This window comes from Streptomyces sp., from assembly GCF_036524955.1.
GTDB lineage: Bacteria > Actinomycetota > Actinomycetes > Streptomycetales > Streptomycetaceae > Actinacidiphila.
Map to the genome: position 1 here is coordinate 1 of NZ_DATDBG010000332.1, position 22,605 is coordinate 22,605.

A 22,605-nucleotide genomic window follows, 5' to 3' on the forward strand; every position below is an offset into this window, starting at 1 on the left:
CCGCCGCCCGCCGGTCGCGACCGGCGGGCGCAACGGCAGTTCGGGGGCCGAGGTGTCCAGCGGCACCGCCCAGGAACGGACCAGGCCGAGCTGTACGGCCTGGCGGGGCAGCACCGCGTCCAGCAGCCAGTCGGCGGCGACCCTGATCCGGTTGCCGGGCATCGCCAGCAGGTGGTAGCCGCGGGTGACGGCGTTCGCGGGCGGCCCGGACAGCGGCACGCCCAGCGGGTTGGCGGCGGCCTTCACTCCGCCGAGGTCCACCGCGAACCCGAGGTCGTGGTGCCGGTAGGGCCGAGGTTCGCCGTATCCGTACGACGCGGCGATGTTGTGCGCGGCGGTCCTGCCCTGCCGGCCGGCGTGCTGCGCGGTCATGGGGGTGTACGAGCCCGGCCGAGTCCGGTCCGGCACCGCGGCGGCGTCCCCGGCCGCGTACACATCGGGGTGCCCGGGGACGACGAGGTCCGGGCCGACCACCAGGCGGCCCTTCTCGACCGGCAGCCCGATGGCGGAGACCAGCGGGTCGGGGCGTACACCGACACACCACACCAGGGTGCGGGTCGGCACCGGCTCGCCGGTGTCCAGCAGCACCCCGTCGCGGGTGGCCTCCTTCACCGAGTGGCCGGTGCGTACGTCCATGCCGCGCTGCCGCAGGACCCGGTCGGCGGTACGCGACAGTCGCCGGTCGAGCTCGGGCAGCAGGCGCTCGGCGATGTCCAGCAGCAGCCAGCGCGGCGGCGGGCCGTGCCGCAGCGTGGGGTGCCGCCTGACCATGGCGTCGGTGAGGAGCTTGCCGTGGGCGGCCACCTCGGTGCCGGTGTAGCCGGCGCCGACGACCACGAAGGTTATGCGCGCGGCGCGCTCGGCGGGGTCCTCGGCACCGGCGGACAGCTCTGTCTGCCGGATGATGTGGTCGCGCAGGTACAGCGCCTCCGGGATGCCGCGGAAGCCGTGCGCGTGCTCGGCGACGCCGGGGATCGGCAGCAGCTTGTTGACGCTGCCGACGGTGAGCAGCAGCCGGTCGTAGGACAGGACGCCGGGGTCCCCCTCGGGCCCGGTGTACGTCACCGTGCGCCGGTCGAGGTCGACGCCGTCCACCTCGCCGAGCATCAGGCGGGCCCGTGGCAGGGTGCCGAGCAGCGACACGGTGATCCGGCGCGGTTCGAGAATGCCGGCTGCGACCTGCGGCAGCAGCGGCAGGTAGAGGAAGTAGTCGGTCGGGTTGATCAGGACGATCTCGGTCTCGTCGCGCAGGCCACGGTGCCTGGTCAGACTGCGGGCGGCCTGGTAGCCCGCGAAACCGGCGCCCACGATCACGACACGGGATCGGGTCATGGGATTCCCTTCTCCTCCGTGCGGGTGCCCGGGCGCGGTCGGGACAAACAGGGCGGGTGGGCGGGGGCAAGCAGAGCGGGTGGGCGGGGACAAACACGGCGGGGCGGGCGGGTGGGGACAAGCAGGCCAGGCGGGCGGGGACAAACACGGCGGGCAGGGCGGGGCGGGCAGGCCGGGCCGGGCAAGCGGGGCGCCCGGCCGGATCTCCAGGGGCGTGGCCGACTCTCCCGCGGCCCGGACCTACCGCGGTGTGCCCCGGCTCTCCCACCCCCTCATATCTCCCGCGGCGGCGCGACCGTGACCGGAGTGCCCCTCACCTTGGGGCTGCGCCGCTCCTGCCGGGCGAGCCGGCCGGCGAACCAGGACAGCGCCACGCACATGCCGATGTAGACCGGCGCGATCACCATCACCACCGGGATGAACGGCAGGCCGTAGTCGAGGTCGGTGGCGATCAGCTTGCCCGCGTACAGAAACTCCTGGTACGTGATCAGGAAGCCCAGCGAGGTGTCCTTGAGCGCCACCACCAACTGGCTGACGATCGCCGGCAGCATCGCCCGGGCCGCCTGCGGCACCAGCACGTACGTCACGACCTGCGTCTTGCGCATGCCGAGCGCGTACCCGGCCTCGCGCTGGCCGCGCGGCACCGCGTTGACACCGGACCGGAAGACCTCGGCGAGCACCGAGCCGTTGTACAGCGTCAGGCCGGTGACCAGGGCCGTCAGCGGTGCCAGCTTCAGCGCGACGAACACGAAGAAGATCATCACCAGCAGCGGCATGGCCCGGAAGAACTCGACCACCAGCGTGCTCGCCCAGCGCACCGGCCGGTGGTCGGAGAGCCGTCCGGCGGCGAACACCGCGCCGAAGGCGAGCGAGAGCACCGCCGCCCAGCCGAACGCCTTGAGCGTGTTGCCGAGCCCGGTGAGCAGCAGCCGCTGGATGCCCTCGTACTCGAACGGCCGCCACTTCACGGCCGAGAACTGTCCGGTGTGCACGAGCCGGTACCCGAGGTACGCGACCAGCAGCGCCAGCAGCGCGGTGGTGAGCCGCGCCCAGCGCCGGTGCCGGGCCAGCGCCCGCGGCCCCGGGATGTCGTACAGCGCGCTGCCGGCGCTCATCGGGCCACCTTCAGCTTCCGCTCCAGCACGTGGAAGACCGCGCTGATGGCCAGGGTGACGATCAGATAACCGGCCGCGATCCACACGAAGGTCCACACGATGCTGTAGCCCTGCTCGCTCAGCGGTTTGTACGTGCCCAGCAGTTCGGTGACCGAGAAGGAGCCGGCAATCGCGGAGTTCTTGGCGAGGGCGATCAGGGTGGAGCCGATCGGCGAGATCACCGAGCGGGTGGCCTGCGGCAGCACCACCAGACCGAGGGTCTGGGCGAACGTCATGCCGAGACTGCGGGCCGCCTCACCCTGGCCGAGCGGCACCGTGTTGATCCCGGCCCTCACCGCCTCGCAGACGAACGCCGAGGTGTACGCGCCGAGCGCGAGCACCGCGAAGACCGTGAACGGCAGCACCACCCCGAACCGCGGCAGCCCGAGCAGCACCGCGAAGAAGAGCAGGGTGAGCGGGGTGTTGCGCAGCACCGTCACCCACGCCGTGCCGAAGACCCGCAGCGCCCTGACCGGGGAGACGCGGAAACCGGCCATCAGCACGCCGACCGCCAGCGCCAGCGCGCTCGCGTAGAGGGTGAGCTGCACGGTGCCCCACAGGCCCTTGCCGTAGAGCGAGAAGTTGTCGGTCAGGACGTTCACGGGCGGCCTCGGGGTGCGGGGGGTGCGGGTTCGGAACCGGAGCGGCGCCGGGTCAGTAGCGGTCGACGGGGGGCGGGGCGGGCGCGGGTCTGCCGGACTGGCCGAGCGTCGCCGCGTACGCCTTCCGCCAGTCGCCGTTGCGCTCGTGCGCCACGATCACGTCGTCCAGCGCGTACCGCAGCGCGGTGTCGTCCTTGGGGAGCCCGACGCCGTACGGCTCCTTCGAGAACGGCCGGCCGACCACCTTCATCTCGCCGGGCGCCTTGGCCGCGTATCCCAGCAGGATCGAGTCGTCGGTGGTGACCGCGTCGACCTGGTACGTGAGCAGGTTGTCCACACACACCGAGTAGGTGTCGTAGGTGACGGGCGTGGCGTCCGGGTAGTCCGACCCGATGCGCTGGATCGAGCTCGATCCGGCCGCCGAGCAGACCTTCTTCCCCTTCAGGTCGGCCGGTCCCCGGATGCCGTGCTCGTTGCGGCGCACCAGCAGGTCCTGCCCGGCCAGGTAGTACGGTCCCGCGAAGCCGACCTGCTTCTTGCGGCGGTCGTTGATGGTGTATGTGCCCACGTAGTAGTCGATCTGGCCGTTGGCCAGGGCGGTCTCGCGGTTGGCCGAGGCGATCGCCCGGTACTGGATGCGGTCGGCGGCGAAGCCGAGCGAGGCGGCCGTCATCCTGGCGATCTCGATGTCGAAGCCGGAGTACCTGCCGGTGGCCGGGTCGCGTTCGCCGAGATAGGGCTGGTCGTCCTTGACGCCGACGACGACCTTGCCGCGGCGGTGCGCGGCGGACCAGGTGGCGGAGGCGGGCAGCGAGAACGCGTGGTCCACCCGGTAGCCGGGCAGGTCGGCGGGGCGGGGGCCCTTGGCGGGCGGGCTGCCCTGTCTGCCGCAGCCGGTCAGGGCGGCGGTGAGCAGGACGGCACCGAGCAGGACGGCGGGCAGGGCGGTTGCCCTGACGGACGGGGTGGCCGCGTACCGGCGGTTGCGTGGCATGGGCCCGCTCAGTGGTGGAGGATCTTGGAGAGGAAGTCCCGGGCGCGTTCGCTCCGGGGAGCGGTGAAGAACTCGCCGGGTGCCCGGTCCTCGACGATCCGGCCGTCGGCCATGAAGACCACCCGGTCCGCGGCGGATCGGGCGAAACCCATCTCGTGGGTGACCACGACCATGGTCATGCCCTCCTCGGCGAGCTGTTTCATCACGTCCAGCACCTCGTTGATCATCTCGGGGTCGAGGGCCGAGGTGGGCTCGTCGAAGAGCATCGCCTTGGGGCTCATCGCCAGCGCGCGGGCGATCGCGACCCGCTGCTGCTGGCCGCCGGAGAGCTGCGCCGGGAACTTGTCGGCCTGCCCGGCCACACCGACCCGCTCCAGCAGTTCCCGGGCCCGCCGCTCGGCCTCCGCCCGGGACCGGCCGCGGACCTTGACCGGGGCGAGCGCCACGTTGTCCAGCACCGTGCGGTGGGAGAAGAGGTTGAAGGACTGGAAGACCATGCCGACGTCGGCGCGCAGCCGGGCGAGCGCGCGGCCCTCGGCGGGCAGCGGATGTCCGTCGATGGTGATGGTGCCGGACTCCACGGGTTCCAGGCGGTTGACGGCCCGGCACAGGGTGGACTTTCCGGAGCCGGACGGGCCGACGATCACCACGACCTCGCCGCGGCCGACGGTCAGGTCGATGTCCTTGAGGACGTGCGCCTGCCCGAAGTGCTTGTTGACTCCGCTGAGCACGATGAGTGGTTCCACCGGGCCGCCCCTGTCCGTTCCGACCGCCCGGCCCCGGTCAGCCCAGCACCCGGTTGACGAGCGTGTCGCGCTCGGTCTGCGGGATCGCCGTCCACCGCATGCCGCGCAGCGCGCCCTCCAGGGCCAGCAGGGTGTGGGTGCGCGCGTCCTCGGGCAGTTCGGGGCGGATCTTCTCGAAGGCACGGCCGGAACCCAGGCGCCGCAGTTCGCCCGCGTCACCGACGCCCGCGCGGCGCAGGCGCTCGGCGAGCACCGCCCCGATGTTCGGTAGCTGCTGCAGGGAGTCCACGTCTGCCTCCGGTACCAGCTGGTGGGTGAGGGTGCGTCAGGGTGTCGGATACGGATCTCCGTGGTGCCATCATGCACCGGCGGCGGCCCCTTCCGGGCGATCGGGTGCTGACACGCCCGTGGCCGTCCCCCGCCGTGGTGACGACGGGCCGCCCGGCCCGTCACGCACCGTCCTGCTCAGTCCTCGCCTCCCGCGTTCCCCCGGGTCAGGGAGCGACGTCCAGGTCCACCACGACCGGGGCGTGGTCCGAGGCGCCCTTGCCCTTGCGCTCCTCCCGGTCCACGTACGCGTCGCCGACGGCCTTGGCGAACGCCTCGTTGCCGTAGACCAGGTCGATGCGCATGCCGCGGTTCTTGGGAAAGCAGAGCTGGCGGTAGTCCCAGTACGTGTACGGCCGGTCGTACTTCAGGGGGCGCGGCACGATGTCGCTCAGGCCGGTCTCCCGCAGCGCGGCGAGGGCGGCCCGCTCGGCGGGGGTGACATGGGTCTGGCCCTCGAAGAACGCGGGGTCCCACACGTCCTGGTCGGCCGGCGCCACGTTGTAGTCGCCGAGCACGGCGAAGGGGCGCGGGCCCGCGGCGTCCCCCGCCACCGCGGCCTGCAGCGCCTCGAACCAGGCCAGTTTGTACGCGTAGTGCGCGTGCTCGACCTCGCGGCCGTTGGGCACGTACACCGACCAGACGCGGACCGGGCCGCAGGTCGCGGAGACGGCGCGGGGTTCCTCGACGCCCTCGTACCGCGGGCCGCCGGGCAGGCCGCGGACCACGTCCGCCAGGCCGACCCGGGAGACCACCGCCACCCCGTTCCACCGGCCGTCGGCGTGGACCGCGGCCTCGTACCCCAGCTCGCTCAGCTCGGCGTGCGGGAACTGCTCGGCGGTGCACTTGGTCTCCTGGACGCACAGGACGTCCGGGCCACTGCTCTCCAGCCAGGCCAGCAGCCGCGGCAGGCGGGCGGTGATCGAGTTGATGTTCCAGGTCGCGATGCGCATACCCGACAACCTAACGGCTGGGTCGGACAACCGGCCCGGCCCGGTCGCCGCGGCCGGCGTCCCGCAGCGCTCCCGCGCCGCCTCCCGCGCCGTGCGTTACGCCTCCGTGCCCTCCCCGGAGGCGAACCGGAGGTGGTCCGCACCGCTGAGGTTGCCGATCATCATGTCGTAGACGGGCCGGGCCAGGTCGGCGAGGAGGACGTCGTGGATGTCGACGGCGCGACGCGGCTTGACCTCGCGGACGTAGTCGATGACCTCGGAGATCTTGTTCCACGGCGCGTGCACAGGCAGCAGCAGGGTGTCGACCTCGTGGTCCGGCACGGTGAGCGCGTCGCCGGGGTGGAAGACCGAACCGTCGACCAGGTAGCCGACGTTGGTGATCGGCGGGAGGTCGGGGTGGATCACGGCGTGCAGCTCGCCGTGCACCTGGACGTCGAAGCCCGCGGCGGTGAAGGCGTCGCCGTGCCCGACCGTGTGCACCCGCCCGGGGAACGCGGCGGAGACCTGCTCGGCGACGGCGGCCAGCGTCCACAGCTCGGCCCCGGGGTTGGACTCCAGGCCGGTGCGCAGCCGGTCCTCGCTGAAGTGGTCGGCGTGTTCGTGGGTGACGAGGATGACGTCGGCGCCCACCGCCGCGTCCGGTTCGCTGAAGACACCCGGGTCGATGACGAGCGTGCGCCCGTCCTTCTCCAGCCGTACGCAGGAATGCAGTTTCTTGGTCAGCTTCATGGCACCCATCTTGCTACCGCGCACCCTGCCCGGTCTCCTCCTGGATCACGGCGCGCGCGGCGTCGAGGGCGGCCCGGGCGGCGGGCAGGCCGCAGTACACGGCGGTGTGCAGCAGGACCTCCTCGATCTCGGCAGGGGCCACTCCGTTGCGCAGCGCGGCCCGGGTGTGGTCGGCCAGGTCGCCGAGGTGGCCGAGGGCGGTCAGCGCGGTGAGCGTGACGAGGCTGCGGGTGCGCCGGTCCAGGCCGGGCCGGGACCATATCTCACCCCAGGCGTAACGGGTGGCGAAGGCGTCGAAGCCGCCGCCGAATCCCTCGGCGCGGGCCAGGGCCGCCTCGACCTCGGCGTCGCCGGTCAGCTCACGGCGTATCCGCATCCCCTCCTGGTAGGCGTCGGGCGCGGGACGCGCCGCCGGGGGTGCGGGGACACGCGGCGGCACGGCCGGCGGGGCGGGCGCGAACGGCGCGGAGGCGGGGGCGCGTTCGGCCCAGGCGCTCTCGAAGTGCCGGGCCAGCAGGTCGCCGACGGCGGCCGGTTCCTCGACCGGCGCGAGGTGACCGGTCGCGGGTACGACCGCCAGGCGCGCGTCGGGGATGCCGGCCACCAGCAGCCGGGCGTCGGCGGGCGGGGTCTCGGTGTCGTCGGCGCCCGCGACGACCAGCGTGGGCACCGTGATGCTGCCGAGCGCGTCGCGGATGTCGAAGGCGGCCAGCGCCTCGCAGGCGGCGACGTAGCAGGCGGTGTCGGTGGTGCGCACCATCTGCACGGCCCAGTCGGTGATCGCGGGCTGGGTGGCGCGGAAGGCGCCGGTGAACCAGCGCTCCGGTGTGGCGCGGGCGGTGTTGTCCAGGCCGCTCGCGCGGACCACGACACCGCGCTGCCGCCAGGTGTCGGCGGTGGCGTACCGGGCGGCGGCCGACACCAGGGCGAGCGCGGCCACCCGGTCGGGCCGCAGCAGCGCGAGCCGGGCGCCGACGGCCGCGCCGAGCCCGCAACCCGCGTAGCCGAAGGTGTCGATGCCCTCGTCGTCCAGCACCGCGAGCAGCCGCCGGGCCAGGTCGTCCACCGAGGACGCCGGGTCGGCGGGCGCGCCGCCGTGGCCGGGCAGTTCGTAGCGCAGCACGCGCCACGCGCCGCTGAGCACCGGCAACTGCCGGTCCCACATGTGCCAGGTGGTGCCGAGCGCCGGGCCCAGGACCAGGACCGGGGCCTCCTCGGGGCCGTCGAAACGGTACTGCAACGGCGGTGGCAGCAGGTCACCGTCGTCGAACGTGTCGTCGAACGCCGGACCGGCGAACGGCCCTTCGCCGCGTGCCTCGTCACCCCGCGGCTCGTCACCCCGCGGCTCGTCAGCACGCGCCTCGTCAGCACGCGCCTCGTCGTCGTACGAGTCGTCGTGGTACGAGTCCTCGGCGTACGCCGCGCCGTACTCCTTCTCGTACGTGTCACCAAACGCCGCGCCGTACGCCTTGTACGCGTCCGCGGTCTCCTCGGTCGCCTCGCTCATCGCTTCACGCTAACGGGTGAACCCGGCGGCCGGGTCACCCGCCCCCGAAGCGATGCTGGAAGTTGATGGTGGAGACCACGTACACCGTGGGGACATCGGGGTTCTTGAGGTCCACGATGATGTCGTGGTCGGGTTTGTCGCCCACCTGGTGGAGGGAGACACCGGACCACGGGCGGTCCGCGGGGAAGCTCCAGCCGACCGTCCTGGCCTGGGCGGGCGCGATGGCGTCCTCGCCCGCCACCAGGGCCGAGCGGCTGGTGCCCACCTGGGCGAGGAAGGTGTCCAGACCGCCCGCGCTGGTGGTGAACTGCACGTAGAGGCGGCTGGTGTCCCAGGAGTTGGTCTCCAGGTAGCCGTCGTCGACCGTGCCGTCGGGGATCGGCACCTGGTAGATGTGCCGCCTGAGCTGGCTGGGGACCCTCCATTTGAGGTGTTTCGCCGCGGCCTCCTGCTGCTTGTCCTCCCCGCTGACCCGGCTCTGCTGGGCGGAGATGATCACATAGCCGAGCGGCACGAGGATCAGCAGCGGTACGACGGTCCAGCGGACCCACCGCGGCAGCTCCCTGGGCGGCAGCGAGGTGGCGGTCAGGGCGTCGTGGGTTTCGGCGGGAGGGGAGCCGGCAGACGTGGTGGCGGTCTGGTCGGTCCGCTCCGCTGGTTCGGGGGACTCGCCGGCGTGCCGCTGTTCGGGGGTCGTCGTCATGAGTCGGCCGCCTGGCGTCCGTAGACCCGCCCGTAGCGCTCGTACCGCTCGACGCGGCGCCGGTTGGCGCGGCGGAACCGGCGGGCGACCAGCCGGGCCAGGTCCGCGGCGCCGACCATGCCGGCCTCCGGTCCCAGCTCGGCCTTGACGATCCGTGCCTCGGGCCGGTAGCCGCGGCCGGTGAGGGTGCGCCGGAAGGCGTCCCGGGCCGGGGTGATCAGCAGATCGTCGGCGGCGCTGACGCCACCGCCGATGACGAAGCAGGACGGGTCGAGGGCGGCGGCGAGGTTGGCGATGCCCACGCCCAGCCACTGGCCGATGTCCTGGAAGAGCTCCACGCACATCGCGTCGCCCTGCCGGGCCAGTTCGGTGATCAGCGGCCCGGTGATGTCCTGTATGGTGCCGCCGACCCGGTCGATGATCCCGTGCGCCACCGGGGAGTCGGCGGCGGCCAGTTCGCGGGCCTCCCTGACCAGGGCGTTCCCTGAGCTGTACTGCTCCCAGCAGCCGCGGTTGCCGCACGGGCAGCGGTGGCCGCCGGGGACCACCTGCATGTGGCCGAACTCGCCCGCGACCCCGTACCGGCCGCGCTTGACCCGACCGTCCTCCAGGATCGCGCCGCCGATGCCGGTGCCGAGGGTGATCATCACCAGGTCGGGTTCGCCGCGGGCGGCGCCGAACCGCCACTCGGCCCACGCGGCGGTGTTGGCGTCGTTGTCGACCATGACCGGGACCAGCAGGCGTTCGGCGAGCCGCTCCCGCAGCGGTTCGTCGCGCCAGGCCAGATGCGGCGCGAACAGCACCCGGGAGCGGTCGGCGTCCACCCAGCCCGCGGCGCCGATGCCGACCGCGTGCACGTCGTGCCGCTCGGACAGGTCGAGGACCAGTTCCACGATGGTGTCCTCGACCACCTTGGGGCTCTTGGACTTGTCCGGGGTCTCGGTGCGCAGTTGCTCCAGGATCACGCCGTCCGCGTCCACCACGCCGGCCATCACCTTGGTGCCGCCGATGTCGATGCCCACGGTGGGCACGCGGGGCGCGGTCAGGTGCGAGCGTCGCTCCCGGCGGTCGGCGCCGCCGACGTTCCGCCACACCGTGGCCCGAGCGGCACCGCCGCGGTACACACGTTCACGATTGGCACTCAAGCGCTGGTCTCCGGGTCGGGGGCGGCCGCCGGTCCGGCGTCCGCCGGGGTGCGGCTCAGCTCGTGGGTCAGTTCGTCCAGTTCGCTGCCCCCGGCCATCTCCCGGGTCAGCGCGTCCAGCGTAATGTCCTTCTTCAGGTGGCTGCCCGCCATCGCGCCGCGCTTGAGCAGGACGAAACGGTCACCGACCAGGTAGGCGTGGTGCGGGTTGTGGGTGATCAGCACCACGCCGAGCCCCGCGTCCCGGGCCGCGGCCACGTACTTGAGGACCACCCCGGACTGCTTGACGCCGAGCGCGGCGGTCGGTTCGTCCAGGACCAGCACCTTGGCACCGAAGTGCACGGCTCGCGCGATGGCCACGCACTGCCGTTCGCCGCCGGACAGGGTGCCGATGGGCTGGTCCACGTCCCGCAGGTCGATGCCCATCCGCAGCAGCGCCTCACGCGTGGTGGCGCGCATGCCGACGACGTCGAGGCGGCGCAGCGGCCCGCGGCCCTTGACCGGTTCCGAGCCGAGGAAGAAGTTCCGCCAGACCGGCATCAGCGGCACCACGGCCAGGTCCTGGTAGACGGTGGCGATGCCGAGGTCCAGCGCCTCGCGCGGCGAGGCGTGGCGTACCTCCGCGCCGTCGACCGCGTACGAGCCCGCGTCATGCGGATGCAGCCCCGCGATGATCTTGATCAGGGTGGACTTGCCCGCCCCGTTGTCGCCCAGGACGCAGGTGATCTCTCCGGCGTGCACTTCCAGCGAGACGTCCCGCAGCGCCCGCACGTTCCCGTACGACTTGGCGACGCCGGTCAGCTCGATCAGCGGGCTGTGCGTCGTCGTGGTCATGCGGTGGCCTCCGCCCGTCGGCGGACCCAGGCGTTGAGCAGGGTGGCGAGCAGCAGCATCGCCCCGAGGAAGAACTTGAACCAGTCCGGGTTCCACTGCGCGTACACGATGCCCTTGCTGGTCATGCCGAAGATGATCGCACCGACCGCCGAGCCGATCGCGCTGCCGTAGCCGCCGGTCATCAGGCAGCCGCCGATGACGGCCGCGATGATGTAGAGGAACTCGTTGCCGACGCCCTCGCCGGACTGCACCACGTCGAACGAGAAGAGCAGGTGCTGCCCGGAGATCCAGGCGCAGAACGCTACCGCCATGTAGAGGCCGACCTTGGTACGGGCCACCGGGACGCCGACCGCGCGGGCCGCGTCCGCGTTGCCGCCGGCCGCGAAGATCCAGTTGCCGGCCCGGGTGCGCAGCAGCACCCAGGTGGCCACCGCGACCAGTCCGATCCACCACAGGATGGTGACCTGGAGGTTGACCGAGCCGATCGTCCAGTGCGAGGCGAAGACGTCCCGGGCGGTCGGGAAGCCTTCCATGTCCCCGATCGACTTGGTGGACACGGTGCCGCTGATCAGCTTGGTCAGGCCCAGGTTGAGGCCGGTGAGCATCAGGAAGGTGCCCAGCGTGATGATGAAGCTGGGCAGTCCGGTGCGCACCAGCATGATCCCGTTGAACGCGCCGAGCGCGAGCGTGGCCAGCAGCGACACCCCCACGCCGACCCAGTTGTTCGCGGTGAACTGGTAGCTGACCATGGACGAGACCAGCGCGGAACTGGTCACCATCACCCCGGCCGACAGGTCGAACTCGCCGCCGATCATCAGCAGCGCCACCGGCACCGCCATGATCCCGATCGTCGAGGACGCGTACAGCACGGTACCCAGGCTGGAGGCGCGCAGGAACGCTTCGGCGGCGACCGAGAAGAAGACGAAGACGGCCGCGGCGCCGACCACCGCGCCCAGTTCGGGCCGCCCGAGCAGCAGCCGCGCCACCGACCGCGGCGCCAGCCGCTCGTCGTCCACCGGACTGACGAGGGTCTCCACCGGGCTCACTCCCCTGTTCCGTTCGCTTCTCCGCCCGCTCGGCACAAAAGCGCGCCATCCGTATTGATCCGCGGCCCGCCGGCCTCACGCGCGACGCTCACCAGTGCTCCGTTCGCTTCTCCGCCCGCTCGGCACAAAAGCGCGCCATCCGTATGGATCCGCGGCCCGCCGGCCTCACGCGCGACGCTCACCGGGTACCTCGCTTGGTGTACGACAGCAGCGCGTCCGCGTCTTCCTCGGTGACGATCTGCGGGCCGGTGAGGACGGGCTGTCCGCCGCCGAGGGCGTCGCCGTTGTAGCGCTGGAGCCACAGCAGGTCGATCGCCTCGTACCCCTGGAGGTAGGGCTGCTGGTCCACCGCGAAGCCGATCGTGCCGTCCTTGAGGGCGGTCGCGACCTGCGCGTTGAGGTCGAAGGTGTCGATCTCCGCGCCGGAGCCGGACTGGTCCTTGGCCTTCGCGGCGGTGGCCGCGAAGGGCGCGCCGAGGGTGACGACCGAGTCGATGGACCGGTCGGACTGGAGCTTGGCCTGGATCGCGGACTCCACGTCCGGCATGTTGGTGCCGTTGACATAGAGGTTGTCCATCCGGCCGGAGAAGGTGTCCTTCGCCCCCGCGCAGCGCTGCTCGTGGCCGACGTTGCCCTGCTCGTGCAGCACGCACAGCGCGTGCTTCCGGCCGCGGGTGTTCAGCTCGTCGCCGACCGCCTTGCCGGCGATCGACTCGTCCTGGCCTATGTGGCTGAGCGCGCCGAACTCCTTGGACTGCGCGGACCCCGAGTTGATGGTGATCACCGGGATGCCGGCCTTCACGGCGCGGGTGACGGCGGCCTTCACGGCGTCGGGCTTGGCGAGGGTGACGATCAGGCCGTCGACGTGCTGGTCGATGGCGGCCTGCACGAGTTGCGCCTGCTCGTTGCCCTGGTCGCTGCTGGAGTACAGGAACCTGACGTTGTCCTTGGCCGCGGCCTGCTTGGCGCCGCTCTGCACGATGTCCCAGAAGGTGTCGCCGGCCCCGGAGTGCGTGACCATCGCGAAGGTCCAGTGCGGGGTGTTCACGGCCGAGCCGTTCGCCGCGAGCCGCTTCGCCCGGTCCTCCGCGCGCTTGCCGCCGGTGCTGCTGCAGCCCGCCAGGCAGACCGCGCCGAGCACCGCCGCCAGCAGCGCGCCGAGCACACGTCTCGGGGTGGAGGACCCCACGGGGGTGGACCCCGCCGGGGTGTGCGACCCCGCCCTTCCCGCCCTTGCCTTCGCCACCTGGCCCTGCCTTTCCGTGCTGTCTCTGGTGCGGCCGGGGATGATGTGCAACGAGGTGCTGCGAGCGACCATCCCGGCGGCCCAAGTATCCGTCAAGGGGTACGGAGCGCTGACCCGCGGGCCTCGGGCAGGGGCGTACGGGCTGTGGGCGGCCCTGCGCGAGGGCCGGCGCAGGGCCCCCGGGCACCGCCTCACGCGCGGACCAGCAGCCGGAACTCGAAGGTGTACCGGGAAGCCCGGTACACATGGCTGCCGAACTCGACCGGCCGCCCCCGGTCGTCGTACGTGGTGCGCTCCATCGTCAGCAGCGCGGCACCCGGCGGTTCCCCGAGCAGCCCGCACTCCTCGTCGGTGGCGGTGCGGGCGCCGACGGTCTGCTGCGCGCTGTGCAGCGTGATGCCGCGGAGCCGCATCAGCGCGTACAGCCCGGTGGCCTCCAGTTCTCGGTCGGGCAGGTCCAGCAGGTCGCACGGCAGGTAGTTGCACAGGTACGCCACCGGTTCGCCGCCGGTCAGGCGCAGCCTGCGCACGACGGTGACCTGCTCGGACTCGGACAGGTCCAGCGCTGCCGCGACCTCGGCGGGGGCGTGCCCGCGGGTGTTGTGCAGCACCCGCGTGGTGGGGTGCAGGCCTGCGGCGAGCAGGTCGTCGTACAGGCTGCTGAGCGCGAGGGGGCGGGCCACCGTGCTGTGCACCACCTGGGTGCCGACCCCGCGGCGGCGGACCAGCATGCCCTTGTCGACCAGGCACTGGATGGCCTGCCGGACGGTGGGCCGGGACAGGCCGAGCCGGGCGGCCAGCTCGATCTCGTTGCCGAGCAGGCTGCCCGGGGTGAGCACGCCGTCCTCGATGGCCGCTTCCAACTGCCGGGCGAGCTGGAAGTAGAGCGGTACCGGGCTCGCGCGGTCGACGGCGAGCCGCAGACGCGCGGGCTCGCGCGGGGGCTCGTGCTTGGGCACGGGGGGGGAGCGTATCGGCCCGGCATCATGACCGGAAGTCCTTATGTCCGGACAATACGTTGACATGGGGCCGGGCCGCGCGGGAGGTTGGGAGGGCGCGCGGCCGTCACGTCTCCTCTTCCGAAGGGGCAGGAGCAGATATGCGGATCGGTATGCGGATCGGACTTGTCGGCGCCGGGCGGATCGGTGCCTTCCACGCCGCGACGCTGGCGAAGCACCCGGACGTCGGCGAACTGATGGTCGCCGACGCGGATCCGCTGCGGGCCCGCGAGGTGGCGGCGGCGCACGGCGCGAGCGCGCTCTCGGTGGACGCGCTCTTCGACAGCCGGCTCGACGCCCTGGTGATCGCATCCGCCACGGCCGCGCACGCGGGGCTCATCGCGAAGGCCGCGCAGGCGGGCCTGCCCGCCTTCTGCGAGAAGCCGCTCGCGCTCGACCTGGCGGGTACGATCGCCGCCCTCGCGGTGGTGGAAGCGGCCGGAGCGGTCCTCCAGATCGGCTTCCAGCGCCGCTTCGACCCGGGCTACCGCGCGGCCCGCGCCGCCCTGCGGGCCGGCCGCCTCGGCCGTCTCCACACCGTCCGCACGGTCAGCTCCGACCCGTCCCCGCCCCCCGCTGCCTACGTCCCCCTGTCCGGCGGCCTCTACCGCGACTGCCTGATCCACGACTTCGACCTCCTGCGCTGGATCACCGGCCGCGAGATCACCGAGGTCTACGCGATCGGCACCAACGTCGGTGCGGACTTCTTCCGCGCCGCGGGCGACGCCGACACCGCCGCCGTGGTCCTCACCCTGGAGGACGGCATCCTGGCCACCTCGACCGCCACCCGCTACCACGCCGCGGGCTACGACGTCCGCATGGAACTGGCCGGTACGGAGGACCAGTTCGCGGTCGGCCTCGGCCCGCGCACGCCGCTGCGTCCGGCCGAGGCCCCCGGTGCGCCGGCCGAGCGGGACCCGTACGCCGAACCGGCCACGGCCCGGCGGCTCTCCCCCTGGCCCGGGTTCCTGGAACGGTTCGCCTCCGCGTACCGGGCCGAACTGGCCACCTTCCTGCACGTCGCACGCGGCACCGAGCCCAACCCCTGCGAGGGGCGTGAAGCGCTGCGGGCCCTCCTGGTGGCCGAGGCCTGCGAGACCTCCCGGCGCGAGGGCCGCCCGGTGGCGGTGGCGGAAGTCGAGTCCGCGGCGCGAACGTACGCGGACGCCGTGGGCGGTGTGAAAGGGGTGCCGGCGTGAGCGCGGACCGGCGCGCGACCGCGGGTGACCGCGTGGGCCCGGACACGGGCACGACCGGTCTCGTACCGCGCGTGCGCATCGCTGGGGCGCCGATTTCCTGGGGGGTGTGCGAGGTGCCGGGGTGGGGGTACCAGATGCGGCCGGACCGGGTGCTGGAGGAGTTGTCGGGGCTCGGCATCGCGGCGAGTGAGTTCGGGCCGGACGGGTTCCTGCCGGGGCCGCTGCTCGCCGCACGCGGGGTGACGGCGGTCGGGGGCTTCGTACCGGCGGTGCTGCACGAGCCGGACCACGATCCGCTGCCGGAGGTGCGGGCCGCGCTCGACCGGTTCACGGCGGCGGGCGCCGGTACCCTCGTACTGGCCGCGGCGACCGGGCGGGACGGTTACGACGGCCGGCCCGATGTCTCCCCGGACGGATGGCGCACCCTGCTGGCGCGGCTCGACGGGATCGCCGCGCTCGCCGCCTCCCTCGGGGTGACGGCCGCCCTGCACCCGCACGTCGGCACGGTCGTGGAGGGCCCCGCCGAGGTGGAGCGCGTGCTGGACGGCAGCGGTATCGGCCTCTGCCTGGACACCGGTCACCTGCTGGTCGGCGGTACGGACCCGGCGGCCCTCGCCCGCCACGCCGCCTCCCGGGTCGCCCACGTCCATCTCAAGGACGTGGCCGCGGCGCCGGCGGCGGCCGTGCGGGACGGGCGTACGGCGTACACGGCGGCGGTACGCGACGGCCTCTACCGCCCCCTCGGCCAGGGCGACGTGGACCTCACCGCGCTCGTCTCCGCACTGGAGTCCGCGGGCTACACCGGCTGGTACGTCATGGAACAGGACACCGTCCTCGCCCAGGAGCCCCCACCGGGCACCGGCCCCCTGGAAGACGTCCGCGCGTCCCTGGAGTGGCTGGCGGGAGTGCGATGAGCTTCGCGGAGAACCAGCCCGACGAACCCGGCGGGGCAACCGGCCCTTCCGGGACAACCAACCCACCGGCGCGGCGTCCGAGGGCAGACGTGCCCGCACATGCAACCACCGACGAACCCGCCGGGACAACCAACCAGCCCGCCCGGCGGTTGAGGGCGGACGAGCCTCCCGAGGCAACCGGCAACCCCGCGTACGACGTCCTCACTCTCGGCCGCGTCGGCGTCGACCTCTACCCCGAACAGAGCGGCGTCCCCCTCGGCGACGTGACGACCTTCGCCAAGTTTCTGGGCGGCACCGCGGGGAACGTCGCCGTGGCCGCCGCCCGCCTGGGGCTCCGCGCCGCCGTGCTGACCGGCGTCGGCGACGACCCCTTCGGCGCCTACATCCGCACGGCACTGCGCCGCTTCGGCGTGGACGACGCCCTGGTCGCGACCGTGCCGGGCCTCCAGACTCCCGTGGTGTTCTGCGAGTTGTTCCCGCCGGACGACTTCCCGATCTACTTCTACCGGCGCCCGGTCGCGCCCGACCAGTGCCTCACCCCGGACGGCCTGGACCGGGCGGCCGTACGGGCGGCGCGTGCACTGTGGATCACCGGTTCCGCGCTCGCCGTGGAACCCACGAGATCCACGGTCTTCGCCGCGCTGGAGGAACGCGAACGCCTGGGCGGCGAGGTCTGGTTCGACCTTGACTGGCGGCCCGGGTTCTGGGCGGACCCCGGGGAGGCACCCGCGCTGTACGCCCGCGCGCTGTCGTACGCCACGCTCGCCGTCGGCAACGCGGAGGAGGCCGAGGTCGCGGTGGGCAGCCGGGACCCGGAGACTGCGGCCGGACTGCTACTGCGGCGCGGGGTGCGCACGGCCGTGGTCAAGAGGGGGCCGCAAGGCGTGCTGGCGCGTACCGGGGATGCGCTGCACACCGTCCCGCCGGTACCCGTGAAGGTGGTCAACGGGCTGGGCGCAGGCGACGCGTTCGGGGGCGCGCTGTGCGCGGGGCTGCTCGCCGGGGACCCGCTGCCGGAGGTGCTGCGCGCGGCCAACGCGGCGGGCGCGCTCGTCGCCTCACGGCTCGCCTGCGCGGACGCGATGCCGACCCGGGTGGAGATCGACGCGCTGCTGCGGGAACGCGATCCGGTACGCGGACCGGAGCACGAGCAGCGGCGCGGACCGGAACGAGAACCGGCGCACGGGCCAAAGCGCGATCCGGCGCGTAGCCAGGAACGCGAGCCGGGACGTGACCCGGAACAGGAGACGGCGCACGCAGCGGAACACGAAGAGAAGCACAGCCCAGAGCACAAGCCCACGCGTGACCCGGAACGCGAGCCGGGACGTGACCCACGGCGTGGCCCGGAAATCTCACCGCGGAGCCGATCGTGACCCACCTGCCCGCCGGGAGCGCCGCCCGGGACGGCTTCGACCTGTGGATCGACCCGGCCTCGGCCGGCTGGGGCTGGTCGGGCCTGCGCGTCCTGACCCTGTCGCCGGGCGCCTCCCGGTCGTTGGCGACCGGCGACAGCGAGTGGATCGTGCTGCCGCTCGCGGGCGGCTGTACGGTGCTGGCCGACGGTGAGTCCGTCACCCTGCACGGCCGCACCGACGTCTTCTCGTCCGTCACCGACTTCGGCTACCTGCCGCGCGACTGCCACGCGGCGCTGTCCAGCGCGGGCGGCGGCCGGTTCGCGCTGGCGGGCGCGCGCTGCACGCGGCGGCTGCCGGTCCGGTACGGTCCCGCGTCCGACGTCCCGGTGGAGCTGCGGGGCGCGGGCGGCGCGAGCCGCCAGGTCAACAACTTCGCGGCGGCCGGCGTCTTCGCCTGCGACCGTCTGATCGCGGTCGAGGTGCTGACCCCGGGCGGCAACTGGTCCTCGTACCCGCCCCACAAGCACGACGAGCCGGGCCCGCACGAGTCACGCCTGGAGGAGATCTACTACTACGAGTTCGCGGGCGGCCCGTCCGCCCTGGGCTACCAGCGGGTCTACCCCTCCCCCTGCGGAAGGACCGACCTGCTGGCCGAAGTGCGGTCCGGCGACGCCGTGCTGGTGCCGGACGGCTGGCACGGCCCGAGCATGGCCGCGCCCGGCTACGACATGTACTACCTCAACGTCATGGCCGGCCCGGGGCCGCTGCGGCAGTGGCTGATCAGCGACGACCCCGCGCACGCGTGGGTACGGGAGAGCTGGCGGGACCAGCTCCCCGATCCCCGGCTGCCGTTGTACGAGGCTCCGCCGTACGCGTCCCGGCCGCACCCGACCCCGCCCGCCCCGGAGGCCGACGCATGAGACTCACCGTCGCCCAGGCCCTCATCCGTTTCCTCGCCGCGCAGTACACCGAGCGCGACGGCGTACGGCACCGCGCGATCGCCGGCATGTGGGGCATCTTCGGCCACGGCAATGTCGCCGGGGTCGGGCAGGCGCTGCTGGAGGCGGGCCCGGCGGCCATGCCGTTCCACCAGGGCCGCAACGAACAGGCCACGGTGCACGCGGCCGTCGGCTTCGCGCGGATGAACCACCGCCTCTCGGCGATGGCGTGCACCACCTCCATCGGCCCCGGCGCCACCAATCTCGTGACCGGCGCCGCGCTGGCCACCGTCAACCGGGTACCCGTACTCCTGCTCCCCGGGGACGTGTTCGCGACCCGGCCCGCCGATCCGGTGCTGCAACAGCTCGAAGTGCCCTGGGCGTACGACGTCACGGTCAACGACGCGCTGCGGCCGGTGTCGCGCTGGTTCGACCGGATCTGGCGCCCGGAGATGCTGCCCGCCTCGCTGCTCCAGGCGATGCGGGTGCTCACCGACCCCGCCGACACCGGCGCGGTGACGCTGGCGCTGCCGCAGGACGTCCAGGCGGAGGCGTACGACTGGCCGGACGCGCTGTTCCGCACCCGGGTGTGGCCGGTGCGCCGGCCCGTACCGGACGCGGCGTCCGTCGCCTCGGCCGCCGCCCTGCTGCGGGCGGCCCGGCGGCCGTTGATCGTGGCGGGCGGCGGGGTGCGGCACTCCGAGGCGTCGGGAGCGCTCGCGGAGCTGGCGTCGGCCACGGGCATCCCGGTCGCCGAGACACAGGCGGGGAAGGGCTCGCTGCGGTGGGACCACCCGGCCGCGCTCGGCGGCGTCGGGCACACGGGTACGGGGCCGGCGGACGCGGCGGCGCGGGACGCGGACGTGGTGCTCGGCATCGGCACGCGGTGGACGGATTTCACCACGGCGTCCGGATCGCTGTTCGCGGCGGACGCGCGGTTCGTGAACCTCAACATCGCGTCGTTCGACGCGCACAAGATGGCGGGGCTCGCCCTCACAGGTGACGCGCGGTCCGGAATCGAGGCGCTGGCCTGGGAGTTGACGGGCCACCACGCCCCGCCGTCCCTGTATCCGGTGGAGGAATGGCGGGCCCGTACCGAGGCGGTGTTCGCCGGTGACGCAAGCGGTCCGCCCTCCCAGGGCGAGGTGATCGGCGCGCTCGACGCCGTGCTGCACGACCGGGACGTGCTGGTCAACGCGGCCGGTTCGCTCCCGGGCGACCTGCACAGGCTGTGGCGGGCACGGGACCCGGAGCAGTACCACGTGGAGTACGGCTACTCGTGCATGGGATACGAGATCCCCGCTGCGATCGGTGTGAAGCTCGCCGCGCCCGACCGCGAGGTGTTCGCCCTGGTCGGCGACGGCACGTACCTGATGCTCCCCTCGGAGATCGTCACCGCCGTCCAGGAGAACATCCCGATCAACGTCGTCATCGTCCAGAACCACGGCTACGCGTCGATCGGCGGCCTCTCCGAACAGGTCGGCGCGGAAGGCTTCGCCACCGCCTACCGCTACCGCGCCCCGGACGGCTCCTTCACCGGCCCTCCCCTCCCCGTCGACCTCGCGGCGAACGCGGCCAGCCTCGGCCTGGAGGTTTTCACCGCCCGCACCGCCAGGGAACTGCGCGCCGCCCTCTCGGCGGCCCGCCAGTCCCCCCGCCCGACCGCGGTCCACGTGGAAACCGACCCCTCCCGGCCGGGCCTCGCGCCCGAGGCCTGGTGGGACGTCCCGGTGGCGGAGGTCTCCTCACGGGCAGCCGCCCGCGACGCCCGTCCGGCCTACGAGGCGGCTCGCCCGGCGGCGGGGCGCCGCCCCCGCCTGTAGCGCGGGACCGCCGCCTCCACCCGCTCGTACGACTGCCGAACGCCCACCGCTCGCAGGGGCCGCGCTCGGCACCGGTCCGGGCGTCCTTGGTGACCGGCGCGACCCCGCTCCGGTTCGCCATGTGGTCGTGCGGAACTCGGGGTGGTCGAGCCAGGCGGCCAGGAAGGCCCGGTCACCCACAGGGTGCGCAGACCGCTCAGAAGAAGACGACCGAGCGCAGCTTCAGGCGGGCGGAGGCGTGGCCGCCGGCCGGGCGCAGGGTGAAGTAGTCGCCCGTGCAGCCGGGGCCGGTGAAGACGGTCGCGGCGGCGTCGGTGTCGTTGCTCGGGGAGTGGGCGGGGTATGTGTTCTCCGCGTCGTCGGCCTCCGGAAGGGTGATGCACTGCTGGTCGGCCGGGTCGGTCAGGACGGCGGTCTGCTCGGTGCCGTTGTCGTCCACGTAGGTGTACGAGAACTCGCCCTCGGCCGCCTGGGCGGCGCCGGGGAAGGAGAAGGCGGCAGCGAGGGCGCAGGCGACGGCGGCGACGGTGTGACGGAAGCGCACGGGGGTTCCCTTTCACGTTCGGGATGGGTGAACGGAACCAGGCTAGGACGGGGCGAACCGGGCGAAACGGTTCTTCGCAGGCGGTCGCCGCCCGGCGAGTCGCCCCGCCGGTACGGAGGTACGAACCGTCAGACGCCCCACTCCGTACGCACCGTGGCGAAGAACTCGTGGAACCCGGGGAACGTCTTCTTCACGCACCCGGGGTCGTCGAAGGTGGTACCGGGCGTACGGATGCCCGCCACCGCGAAGCTCATCGCGATGCGGTGGTCGCCGTGGCAGGCGATCTCCACCGGTGCGGGGGTGCCCGGGTGGATCTCGATCCAGTCACGGCCGGTCTCGACGCGGACGCCCTGCCGGCGCAGGTTCTCCGCGCACGCGTCGAGACGGTCGCACTCCTTGACCCGGGTGTTGTAGACGTCCTCGATACGGACCGGGCCGTCGGCGAAGGGGGCGATCGCGGCGAGAGTCGGCATCGTGTCGGAGATGTCCCGCATGGTGACGGTGAGGCCGTGCAGGCGGCCGGTCCCGGTCACCGTCGTGGCCTCGGCGGTGGTCTCGACGTGGGCCCCCATGCGGCGCAGCACGTCCACGAAGCGGAGGTCGCCCTGCAGGGCGTCGGTGCCGAGGCCCGGTACGGTCGCGGTGCGACCCGTGAGGGCTGCTGCGGCGAAGAAGTAACTGGCCGTGGAGGCGTCGGGTTCGATCGGGTAGTCGGTGGCGGTGTAGCCGCCGGGCGGTACGACGAAGGTGTCGCCGTCCCGGCCGACCTCGACACCGAAGCGGCGCATCATGGCGAGGGTGATCTCCACGTACGGCACGGAGACGATGCCGGTGACGCGGATCCGCAGTCCCTCGGCCATCAGCGGGCCGGCCAGCAGCAGAGCGGTGAGGAACTGCGAGGACAGGCTCGCGTCCAGGTCGATCGAGCCGCCCTTGACGCCGCGCGCGACAACGGTGAGGGGGAGGTGGCCCTCGGCCTCCTCGTGGGTGAGGTCGACACCGAGGGAACGGAGGGCTTCCGCGAGGGGGGCGACGGGGCGGCGGCGCATCTGCGGTGACGCGTCGAAGCGGTACGTGCCGTGGCCGGCGGCGGCGAGGGCGGGCAGGAAGCGGGCCGCGGTCGCCGCGTCCCGGCAGTACACCTCGGCGTCCTGCCTGGCGGGGCCCGCGGGGCGACCGGTGATCCGCCATTCGTCCGTGGCGCGCTCGACGTCGTACCCGAGGCTCACCAGGCCCTGCGCGAAGCCGTCCGTGTCGTCGGAGAGCAGGGGGCGCCGCAGCACGGTGGTCCCCTCGGCTGCCGCCGCCAGGAACAGGGCGCGAGCGGTCACCGATTTGGAGCCGGGCACGGCAACGATCACGGGGTCCTCCGGGGGCGTGCGGTTCCTTTACGGGGGTGCGTCCCCCGCCGCGAGTCTAAACGGCACCGTTTCCCCCGGTTCACGACGGTCGCGGCGCACTCGCCACGACTCGGCGGACTCGGCCCGCACCGCCGAACACGGCCCTTGCGGGGAGGA

General features: G+C 73.1%; 22 protein-coding genes. 5 read left to right on the top strand and 17 right to left on the bottom strand.

Annotated features, from left to right (window positions below; genetic code table 11):
* From VIW71_RS26185 to VIW71_RS26255, 15 genes are all read right to left on the bottom strand, one after another.
* Positions 1-1,332, bottom strand: a 1,332-nt coding sequence (locus VIW71_RS26185) for an NAD(P)/FAD-dependent oxidoreductase (protein WP_331625112.1), incomplete at its 3' end; no start/stop codon positions are given.
* Between the two features lie 272 nt (positions 1,333-1,604).
* Positions 1,605-2,447 (bottom strand): amino acid ABC transporter permease, encoded by an 843-nt coding sequence (locus VIW71_RS26190; RefSeq protein WP_331625113.1) that lies wholly within the window; start codon positions 2,445-2,447, stop codon positions 1,605-1,607.
* Entirely contained in the window at positions 2,444-3,088 is a 645-nt protein-coding gene (locus tag VIW71_RS26195; protein ID WP_331625114.1) for an amino acid ABC transporter permease, read from the bottom strand. The genes VIW71_RS26190 and VIW71_RS26195 overlap by 4 nt, the downstream gene beginning before the upstream one ends.
* A 52-nt stretch (positions 3,089-3,140) precedes the next feature.
* Positions 3,141-4,082: a glutamate ABC transporter substrate-binding protein gene (locus VIW71_RS26200; RefSeq protein WP_331625115.1), complete on the bottom strand. Its 942-nt coding sequence runs from the start codon at positions 4,080-4,082 to the stop codon at positions 3,141-3,143.
* An 8-nt stretch (positions 4,083-4,090) separates the two neighbouring features.
* The gene (locus tag VIW71_RS26205) at positions 4,091-4,828 is read right to left on the bottom strand and encodes an amino acid ABC transporter ATP-binding protein (protein ID WP_331625116.1); all 738 of its coding nucleotides are present in this window, start codon (positions 4,826-4,828) and stop codon (positions 4,091-4,093) included.
* A gap of 37 nt (positions 4,829-4,865) precedes the next feature.
* Positions 4,866-5,117 carry a TfoX/Sxy family DNA transformation protein gene (locus VIW71_RS26210; RefSeq protein WP_331625117.1) on the bottom strand — a complete coding sequence of 84 codons (252 nt, stop codon included), beginning with the start codon at positions 5,115-5,117 and terminating at the stop codon, positions 4,866-4,868.
* 205 nt (positions 5,118-5,322) lie between these two features.
* Positions 5,323-6,108: an exodeoxyribonuclease III gene (locus VIW71_RS26215; protein ID WP_331625118.1), complete on the bottom strand. Its 786-nt coding sequence runs from the start codon at positions 6,106-6,108 to the stop codon at positions 5,323-5,325.
* 96 nt (positions 6,109-6,204) lie between these two features.
* Positions 6,205-6,837 (bottom strand): MBL fold metallo-hydrolase, encoded by a 633-nt coding sequence (locus VIW71_RS26220; RefSeq protein WP_331625137.1) that lies wholly within the window; start codon positions 6,835-6,837, stop codon positions 6,205-6,207.
* A gap of 13 nt (positions 6,838-6,850) precedes the next feature.
* On the bottom strand, positions 6,851-8,344 hold the full coding sequence (locus tag VIW71_RS26225) for an alpha/beta fold hydrolase (protein WP_331625119.1): 1,494 nt from the start codon (positions 8,342-8,344) through the stop codon (positions 6,851-6,853).
* Between the two features lie 34 nt (positions 8,345-8,378).
* Positions 8,379-9,047, bottom strand: a complete 669-nt coding sequence (locus VIW71_RS26230) for a hypothetical protein (RefSeq protein ID WP_331625120.1) — start codon at positions 9,045-9,047, stop codon at positions 8,379-8,381.
* Positions 9,044-10,192, bottom strand: a complete 1,149-nt coding sequence (locus VIW71_RS26235) for an ROK family glucokinase (protein WP_331625121.1) — start codon at positions 10,190-10,192, stop codon at positions 9,044-9,046. The genes VIW71_RS26230 and VIW71_RS26235 overlap by 4 nt, the downstream gene beginning before the upstream one ends.
* On the bottom strand, positions 10,189-11,025 hold the full coding sequence (locus VIW71_RS26240) for an ATP-binding cassette domain-containing protein (RefSeq protein ID WP_331625122.1): 837 nt from the start codon (positions 11,023-11,025) through the stop codon (positions 10,189-10,191). Before VIW71_RS26240 ends, VIW71_RS26235 begins: the two co-directional genes overlap by 4 nt.
* A complete protein-coding gene (locus tag VIW71_RS26245; RefSeq protein WP_414720853.1) occupies positions 11,022-12,062 on the bottom strand; it encodes an ABC transporter permease in 1,041 nt (346 codons plus the stop codon). The genes VIW71_RS26240 and VIW71_RS26245 overlap by 4 nt, the downstream gene beginning before the upstream one ends.
* 187 nt (positions 12,063-12,249) lie before the next feature.
* On the bottom strand, positions 12,250-13,260 hold the full coding sequence (locus VIW71_RS26250; RefSeq protein ID WP_331625123.1) for a sugar ABC transporter substrate-binding protein: 1,011 nt from the start codon (positions 13,258-13,260) through the stop codon (positions 12,250-12,252).
* Positions 13,261-13,508: 248 nt separating this feature from the next.
* Positions 13,509-14,276 (bottom strand): GntR family transcriptional regulator, encoded by a 768-nt coding sequence (locus VIW71_RS26255; RefSeq protein WP_331625124.1) that lies wholly within the window; start codon positions 14,274-14,276, stop codon positions 13,509-13,511.
* A gap of 152 nt (positions 14,277-14,428) precedes the next feature.
* Between VIW71_RS26255 and VIW71_RS26260 the strand changes: the two genes are divergently transcribed.
* The 5 genes from VIW71_RS26260 to iolD all read left to right on the top strand — a co-directional run bounded on the left by VIW71_RS26260 (position 14,429) and on the right by iolD (position 20,544).
* Entirely contained in the window at positions 14,429-15,514 is a 1,086-nt protein-coding gene (locus VIW71_RS26260) for a Gfo/Idh/MocA family protein (RefSeq protein WP_331625139.1), read from the top strand.
* Positions 15,515-15,585: 71 nt separating this feature from the next.
* A complete protein-coding gene (locus tag VIW71_RS26265; protein ID WP_331625125.1) occupies positions 15,586-16,428 on the top strand; it encodes a sugar phosphate isomerase/epimerase family protein in 843 nt (280 codons plus the stop codon).
* Positions 16,429-16,517: 89 nt separating this feature from the next.
* Positions 16,518-17,801, top strand: coding sequence for a 5-dehydro-2-deoxygluconokinase (iolC, locus tag VIW71_RS26270; protein ID WP_331625126.1), 1,284 nt, complete (start codon positions 16,518-16,520; stop codon positions 17,799-17,801).
* Positions 17,798-18,703 (top strand): 5-deoxy-glucuronate isomerase, encoded by a 906-nt coding sequence (gene iolB / locus VIW71_RS26275; protein ID WP_331625127.1) that lies wholly within the window; start codon positions 17,798-17,800, stop codon positions 18,701-18,703. The genes iolC and iolB overlap by 4 nt, the downstream gene beginning before the upstream one ends.
* Positions 18,700-20,544 (top strand): 3D-(3,5/4)-trihydroxycyclohexane-1,2-dione acylhydrolase (decyclizing), encoded by a 1,845-nt coding sequence (gene iolD, locus VIW71_RS26280; RefSeq protein ID WP_331625128.1) that lies wholly within the window; start codon positions 18,700-18,702, stop codon positions 20,542-20,544. The genes iolB and iolD overlap by 4 nt, the downstream gene beginning before the upstream one ends.
* Before the next feature lie 196 nt (positions 20,545-20,740).
* Here iolD and VIW71_RS26285 read toward each other — a convergent pair whose 3' ends face one another.
* Complete coding sequence (locus VIW71_RS26285; RefSeq protein WP_331625129.1) at positions 20,741-21,088, bottom strand: hypothetical protein; 348 nt, start codon at positions 21,086-21,088, stop codon at positions 20,741-20,743.
* A gap of 128 nt (positions 21,089-21,216) precedes the next feature.
* Positions 21,217-22,449, bottom strand: a complete 1,233-nt coding sequence (aroA, locus tag VIW71_RS26290) for a 3-phosphoshikimate 1-carboxyvinyltransferase (RefSeq protein WP_331625130.1) — start codon at positions 22,447-22,449, stop codon at positions 21,217-21,219.
* Between the last annotated feature and the right edge of the window lie 156 nt (positions 22,450-22,605).

What these genes read in the sequence shown, in the direction of transcription:
- VIW71_RS26260 (WP_331625139.1), top strand. Translation starts at nt 14,429, where the DNA reads ATGCGGATCGGACTTGTCGGCGCCGGGCGGATCGGTGCCTTCCACGCC.
- VIW71_RS26190 (WP_331625113.1), bottom strand. Translation starts at nt 2,447, where the DNA reads ATGAGCGCCGGCAGCGCGCTGTACGACATCCCGGGGCCGCGGGCGCTG.
- VIW71_RS26230 (WP_331625120.1), bottom strand. Translation starts at nt 9,047, where the DNA reads ATGACGACGACCCCCGAACAGCGGCACGCCGGCGAGTCCCCCGAACCA.
- VIW71_RS26200 (WP_331625115.1), bottom strand. Translation starts at nt 4,082, where the DNA reads ATGCCACGCAACCGCCGGTACGCGGCCACCCCGTCCGTCAGGGCAACC.
- iolD (WP_331625128.1), top strand. Translation starts at nt 18,700, where the DNA reads ATGAGACTCACCGTCGCCCAGGCCCTCATCCGTTTCCTCGCCGCGCAG.
- VIW71_RS26225 (WP_331625119.1), bottom strand. Translation starts at nt 8,344, where the DNA reads ATGAGCGAGGCGACCGAGGAGACCGCGGACGCGTACAAGGCGTACGGC.
- VIW71_RS26220 (WP_331625137.1), bottom strand. Translation starts at nt 6,837, where the DNA reads ATGAAGCTGACCAAGAAACTGCATTCCTGCGTACGGCTGGAGAAGGAC.
- VIW71_RS26215 (WP_331625118.1), bottom strand. Translation starts at nt 6,108, where the DNA reads ATGCGCATCGCGACCTGGAACATCAACTCGATCACCGCCCGCCTGCCG.
- VIW71_RS26240 (WP_331625122.1), bottom strand. Translation starts at nt 11,025, where the DNA reads ATGACCACGACGACGCACAGCCCGCTGATCGAGCTGACCGGCGTCGCC.